Raw genomic sequence first — 5,829 nt, forward strand, 5'->3', positions numbered from 1 at the left:
CGAAGCGCACCGCCTCCCGCACATGCCGCACCCAGTAGTCGCCGGTGTATTCCTCGACCGGCTCCCCGGTCAGGTTCGACACCACCGGAATGCGCGGCGGCGCGAACGCGATGTGCCCGATCGCCGCCGCGAACTCGGCCAGCATCGGCTCCATCAGCGCGGAGTGGAACGCGTGCGACACGGTGAGCCGGGTCGCCTTGGCGAAGCGCGGGGCCAGCTCGTCGATCTCGTGCCCCGGGCCGGAGATGACGATCGAGGTGGGGCCGTTGACCGCGGCGACGTCCACCCCGCCGGCCAGCATCGACCGCACCTCGGCCTCGGACGCCTGCACCGCCAGCATCGCCCCACCCGCCGGCAACGCCTGCATCAACCGGCCGCGCGCCGCCACCAACGTCACCGCGTCATCCAGCGACAGCACACCCGCCACATGCGCGGCGGCGACCTCACCGATCGAGTGACCCAACAGGTAGTCCGGGATGATGCCCCACGACTCGCACAGCCGGAACAACGCCACCTCGACCGCGAACAGGCCCGCCTGCGTGTAGACCGTCCGGTGAATCGCCTCGGACTCGATCGCCTCACGCAACGGCACGTCCAGGAGCTGATCGAAACGCGCGCAAATGGCGTCGAACGCCGCCGCGAACACCGGGAACCGGTCCGCCAACGGCAAACCCATCCCGGCACGCTGCGCACCCTGACCGGTGAACAGGAACGCCAGACCACCCTCGACCACCACACCCGACACCGCCGCCGCCCACGCACCAGCAGCATCCGACCCGGCAGCGTCCAAGCCGCCAGCCTCCAGGCCGGCGGACGCCTGCCGGTCGGCGACGTCCTGCCCGGTGGACGTGTGCAGGCCGGTCAGCAAGTCCGCACGCGCACCGGCCAGCAGGACCGCGCGGTGCTCCAACGCCGCCCGACCGGTCGCCAACGACCACGCCACCGCCGCCGGATCCAGCTCCCCCACCGTGTCGCGCAGCCGGTCGAGCTGCCCGGCCAGCGCCTCCGCCGACCGCGCTGACACCAGCCACGGCACCGGCCCGTCGACGCCGCGCGCCTGGCCCGCCGGCCGCTCGGCCAGCTCCCGGTCGGGCGCCTCCTCGATGATCACGTGGGCGTTGGTGCCGCTGACGCCGAAGGACGAGACGCCGACGCGGCGGGGGTGCGCGCCCGGCTGCCAGTCGCGGGCCTCGGTGAGCAGCTCGACGGCGCCGCCGGACCAGTCGACGTGGTTGGTCGGCTCGTCGACGTGCAGCGTCGGCGGCAGGACCCCCGCGCGCAGCGCCATCACCATCTTGACGATGCCGGCCACGCCGGCCGCGGCCTGGGTGTGGCCGATGTTCGACTTGACCGAACCCAGCCAGAGCGGCCGGTCCCGGTGCTGGCCGTACGTGGCGAGCAGCGCCTGCGCCTCGATCGGGTCACCGAGCCGGGTGCCGGTGCCGTGCGCCTCGACGGCGTCCACGTCCGCGGGGTCCAGCCGGGCGCTGGCGAGCGCCTGCTGGATGACCCGCTGCTGCGCGGGCCCGTTGGGGGCGGTCAGCCCGTTCGACGCGCCGTCCTGGTTCACCGCGGAGCCGCGGACGACGGCCAGCACCTGGTGGCCGTGGCGGTGCGCGTCGGCCAGCCGCTCGACGAGCAGGACGCCCACGCCCTCGCCCCAGCCGGTGCCGTCGGCCGCCTGCGCGAACGGCTTGCAGCGGCCGTCGGCGGCCAGGCCGTCCTGCCGGCCGAACTCGGCGAACGCGCCGGGCGTCGCCATGACGGTGACGCCGCCGGCCAGGGCCAGGTCGCACTCGCCGTTACGCAGCGCCTGCATCGCCAGGTGCAGGGCCACCAGCGAGGAGGAGCAGGCGGTGTCGACGGTGACCGCGGGGCCTTCCAGCCCGAACGTGTACGAGGTGCGACCGGACAGCACCGCGGCGGCGTTGCCGGTGCTGACGTAGCTGTCGACGGTGCTGTGCAGCAGCAGCGCCGCGTAGTCCTGGCCGTTGGTGCCGGCGAAGACACCGGTGCGGCTGCCGGCGAGCCCGAGCGGGTCGAGTCCGGCCCGCTCGAACGCCTCCCAGCTCGCCTGGAGGAAGAGCCGCTGTTGCGGGTCCATCGCCAGCGCCTCTCGCGGGGCGATGCCGAACAGGTCGGCGTCGAAGTCGCCGGCATCGTGGACGAACGCGCCGAGCGGTGCGTACAGCCCGGAGGTGTCGGTGGTCCAGCCCCGGTCGGTGGGGAAGTCGGCCACGGCGTCCCCGCCGTGGAGCACGAACCGCCAGAGTTCCTCGGGGCTGCGGACGCCGCCGGGGAAGCGGCAACTCATCGCGATGATGGCGATCGGCTCGTCGTCGGCGACGGTGGTGGGGGCCGCGATCGTGGTGGCGGCGGCTCCGCCGAGGAGCCCGTCGAGGTGCCGGGCGAGCAGCGTCGCGCTGGGATAGTCGAAGACCAGGCCGGCGGGCAGTGTCAGGCCGGTGAGCGTCTGTAGCCGGTCGCGCAGCTCGACCGCGGTGAGCGAGTCGATGCCGAGGTCCTTGAACGCCTTGCCGGGGTCGATCCGTTCGACGGTGTCGTAGCCGAGCACCCCGGCGACGGCGGCCCGCACCGCGCCGACCAGCGCGGTGCGCCGCTCGGCCGCGGTCAGGACCGCGAACGGGGAGTCGGGCCGGCCGGGCGGGGCGGTCGACTCCTGCGCCGGAGCGACGTCGGCGAGGAACGGGCTGGGCCGCCCGGCGGTGAAGAGCGCGGTGAACTGCGGCCAGTCGACGTCGGCGACGGTCACGCAGCCGGCGTCGGCGTCGACCGCCTCGGCGAGCGCCTGGATCGCCAGCGCCGGCGGCATCGGCCGCAGCCCGCGACGGCGCAGGTAGTCCTCGGCGCCGGCCTCGGCAACCAGCATGCCGGCCTCGGCCCACGGGCCCCAGGCCACCGCCGTGCCGGCCCGGCCCGCGGCCCGGCGGGCCTGCACCAGGCCGTCCAGGAACGCGTTGCCGGCCGAGTAGGCGGCCTGACCGCCGCTGCCCCACACCCCGGAGATCGAGGAGAACACCACGAACAGGTCGAGGCCCTCGGTCAGCGCGTCCAGGTGCACGGCGCCGGCGACCTTGCCCCGGACGATCTCGGCGAAGTCGTCCGCGTCGGTCTCGGTGAGCAGGCCCACGCCGGAGACACCGGCCGCGTGCACCACGCCGCACAGGTCCGGGATGCCGGCCAGCAGGTCGGCCACCTGCGCGCGGTCGGAGACGTCACAGGCCACCACCGACACCTGCGCCGGCGCGAGGTCGGCCACCAACTCGGCCGCACCCGGCGCGTCGGCGCCCCGCCGGGAGGTCAGCACCAGCCGCCGTACGCCCCGACCGACCAGCCAGCGGGCCACCTGCCCGCCGAGCGCGCCGGTGCCCCCGGTGACGAGGATCGCGCCGTCCCAGGTGCGCGGCGCCGGTGGTCGTGACGGGGTCGCCGCGGGCCGCAGCCGGCGGACGAAGACGCCGGAGGCGCGTACGGCGACCTGGTCCTCGGCCCCGCCGAGGAGGTGGACCACCCGCCGGCGGGTCCGTTCGTCGGTGTCGGCCGGCACGTCGACGAGGCCGCCCCACAGTTCCGGCAGTTCCAGCGCCGCGACCCGGCCGGCGCCCCAGAGCATCGAGCCGGCGACATCGGTCAGCGGGTCGGAGCGGCCGATCGACACCGCGCCGCGGGTGATCCACCAGAGGCGGGCCGGTACGCCGCTGTCGGCGAGGGCCTGCACCGTGGTCAGGAAACCGTAGTGGGCGTCGGCCGGTGAGCCGGCCGGGAGCAGTGACACCACGCCGGCCAGGTCGTCGACGTCGTGCGCCACCGCGGCGAGCGCGGTGGCCAGCGGCTGCCGGGCCAGGTCGTCGCCCGTCACGACCAGTTCGACGAGGTCGAGGCCGAGGCCGCCGAGGAACGCCTCGGCGGTTCCGGCCATCGGGGCTAGGACGAGCCAGGTGCCGGTGGCCGGCTCGGCGGCGTCGGTGATCGGGCGCCAGGTGACGTCGTAGCGCCAGGACGCCACCTCGGTGGCCGCGACCCGGTCGCGGCGCCAGTCGGCGAGCGCGGCGCTCAGCGACGCCGGGACGTCGGTGTGCAGCAGGTCGGCGAGGTTGTCGTCCTCGACCGCCTGCCAGAACGCCGATTCGACGGGGTCGGCGGTCGTCGTCGGCAGTTCGAGGGGAGTCAGCCAGTAGTGGTCCCGCTGGAAGGCGTAGGTGGGCAGGTCGACGCGGGGCGCGGCGGGCAGGATCGCCGCCCAGTCGACAGGCACGCCGGCGGTCCACAGCGTCGCGACCGCGTGCAACAGGCTGTCGGTGTCGTCGCGGTCCCTGCGCAACGCCGGCACGTACGTCAGCTCCGGCGCCGCCGTCGCGGACAGCACACCGGCCGGGCCGACCTCCAGGCACCGGGTCACCCCGTGCTCCGCGAGCCAGGTCATCCCGTCGTGGAAACGCACCGCCTCCCGCACGTGGCGCACCCAGTAGTCCACGGTGAACTCCTGCACCGGCTCACCGGTCAGGTTCGACACGATCGGGATCCGCGGCATGCCGAACTCGATGTGCCCGATCGCCGCGGCGAACTCGGCCAGCATCGGCTCCATCAACGCCGAGTGGAACGCGTGCGACACCGCCAACCGTGTCGCCTTGGCGAACCGCGACGCCAACTCCTCCACCACCTCGGCCGGACCGGAGACCACCACCGACGCCGGACCGTTCACCGCGGCGACATCCACACCCGTGCCAGCAATGATCTCCCGCACCTCGGCCTCGGACGCCTGCACCGCCAACATCGCCCCACCCGCCGGCAACGCCTGCATCAACCGACCCCGCGCCGCCACCAGGGTGACCGCGTCATCCAGCGACAACACCCCCGCCACATGCGCGGCAGCGACCTCACCGATCGAATGTCCCAGCAGGAAGTCCGGGACGACCCCCCACGACTCGACCAGCCGGAACAACGCCACCTCAACCGCGAACAAACCCGCCTGGGTATAAACCGTCCGATGGACCGCCTCGGAATCGATCGCCTGCCGCAACGGCACATCCAACAGCTGATCGAAGCGGGCACAGACCCCGTCGAACACCTCCGCGAACACCGGGAACCGGTCGACCAACCGCAAACCCATCCCCACCCGCTGCGCACCCTGCCCCGTGAACAGCACCGCCAAGCCGCCCTCGGACACCACACCCGACACCACAACCGCATCCGAAACCACGACGTCCAACCCGCCGGACGCCCCCAAACCAGCCAGGAACCCGTCCCGACCACCGGCCAGCACCACCGCACGATGCTCCAACGCCGCCCGACCAGTCGCCAACGACCACGCCACCGCCGCCGCATCCAACTCCGGCTCGGCAGCGACGACATCGTGCAGGCGGACGGTCTGCGCGGCCAGCGCCTGCGGCGACCGCGCGGAGACCAACCACGGCAGCGGACCCTCGACGTCGGGCCTCTCGATCACGGCGGGCGGCGCGGCCGGTTCCGCCAGGATCAGGTGGGCGTTGGTGCCGCTGATCCCGAACGCCGACACGCCGGCGCGTCGAGGACCACCCTCCGACTCCCACGACCGGGCCTCGGTCAGCAGCTCGACCGCCCCGGCGGTCCAGTCGACGTGCGGGGTCGGCTCGTCGACGTGCAACGTCGCCGGCAACACACCATGACGCATCGCCAAAATCATCTTGATGATCCCAGCGACACCGGCGGCGGCCTGGGTGTGACCGATGTTCGACTTGATCGACCCCAACCACAACGGCCGCGCACGATCCTGCCCGTAGGTGGCCAACAACGCCTGCGCCTCGATCGGATCACCCAACCGGGTGCCCG

The 5,829-nt window shown here is 73.7% G+C and carries 1 protein-coding gene; it reads right to left on the minus strand.

Features of this window, described 5'->3' with window-relative positions; translation table 11 throughout:
• Positions 1 to 5,829 (minus strand): SDR family NAD(P)-dependent oxidoreductase (locus T398_RS26430; RefSeq protein WP_496450522.1); only part of this gene is annotated, 5,829 nt, incomplete at both ends.

This window comes from Salinispora goodfellowii (genome assembly GCF_059570675.1).